Source organism: Arthrobacter sp. H5 (genome assembly GCF_000520595.1).
Classification (GTDB): Bacteria; Actinomycetota; Actinomycetes; order Actinomycetales; family Micrococcaceae; genus Arthrobacter_D.
On record NZ_AZSC01000369.1, the window covers coordinates 1 to 1,319 of the forward strand.

Here is a 1,319-nt window from a genome sequence, read left to right on the forward strand (position 1 = left end):
TGTTTCAATCACCGGAACCGGCACGGACACGGTGCGGGTCAGCACGATCACCCGGGCACGATTAATTGGGTTTAACGATCTCACCGTGTGAGACCGCGCAACAATCCCTCACCTACCCATCACTGGATAGTTCATTCTTTTGAAGGCACGATCATGAAGGTACGTAACGGAATATCAGCTCTTCTGCTTGCCGGGCTTCTCACCGGAACCGCCACAGGTGGACGGCTCTGAGCTCACCCCTTGCGGGCTCCACCCACCCACAGGTGGATGACCCGCAAAACCTACGACAGCCAGTCACCGGCGGTTGTTTGTCGGCGCCCGCACGTACAGTCCCTTCGTGGAGGCCAGAACCAGAAAACCGGTACATGGCGCACTACGCGAAGATAATGGATCAGCGGATCGAGGAGTTCGTGATGCGCGAAGAGCTCATCATGCCGCGCATGGCCGAGCTCAACGTCGACAATGTCAAGCCCATCCCCTTCCCGGAGCCACGGCGGGTGAATGTGTGGATCCGCTACCACTTCAAAGCCATTCGGATTCATGCGCACGCGGCTAAAATCCGGTTCTTCGAACCGTTGATCATGATCCACCGCGAAGGCTGGGTGTGGCTGGGCGCCATCGCCCCGGTTCCCGTGGGCTGACCACCACTTCTGCGCCGCTGACCTCTTTAACTGCCCGCAAAAATGTGTTGCGTGGAGGATCCTTCAGCGCTACATATTTTTCGGCTCCGACATGTGACTTTCAGGCTGGGTTGGCGGCTTTTTGACAGCTTCGATTGGCAGTTCTGACCACTCGGATCAGGTATAGATTCAGTCTCGCCACTCCCTCCCGTTTAGTGCTCGTATCCTGCTTCAGACGGCAATCAGGACTGAGCGATTAAGCTAGGACAAAGGCGGAAAAGGCGGCATTTTCCACTCTCGGCGCACGGGGTGGGGCTATGGGCTAGCTGCAGCCACCTGCTGGCTGAGTACAGCTAGCACCAGATGCAGCTCCGCGGGGTCCACGGGCACCTCTTTGTTCTGCTCATGCGAAGGGACCGTACCGGGTGGGCACCAACAACCAGTGCGTGTTTTACGGGTCATCCACCTGTGGGCGGGTGGAGCCCATGGGTCAGCTCAGAGCCGTCCACCTGTGGGAGCCGCGATTCTCTCGTGGGGCAGCAATGGCGTCATGTGTGGACAGGTTGTCATCAGTGGCACAATTTCTTTAGTAACCGAAGAAGTCGAGCTTGCCAGCGCCCAGGGCCGCGAACTTGCAGTACACCACGACGTGGTTTTCCCGCTAGCGGCCCAGCGCCGCTGGCGCGCCGTGGTGGTCGA

The 1,319-nt window shown here is 58.8% G+C and carries 2 protein-coding genes; both read left to right on the forward strand.

Annotated elements, in window-relative coordinates:
• The first annotated feature begins 365 nt into the window (after positions 1–365).
• Positions 366–641 (forward strand): hypothetical protein, encoded by a 276-nt coding sequence (locus tag Y708_RS0101695; protein WP_028278575.1) that lies wholly within the window; start codon positions 366–368, stop codon positions 639–641.
• Between the two features lie 421 nt (positions 642–1,062).
• On the forward strand, positions 1,063–1,319 hold a 257-nt coding region (locus tag Y708_RS30280; protein WP_216699709.1), incomplete at its 3' end, for a hypothetical protein.

Excerpts from the sequence above, each read along its gene's own strand:
- Y708_RS0101695 (WP_028278575.1), top strand. The coding sequence starts at position 366 with ATGGCGCACTACGCGAAGATAATGGATCAGCGGATCGAGGAGTTCGTG.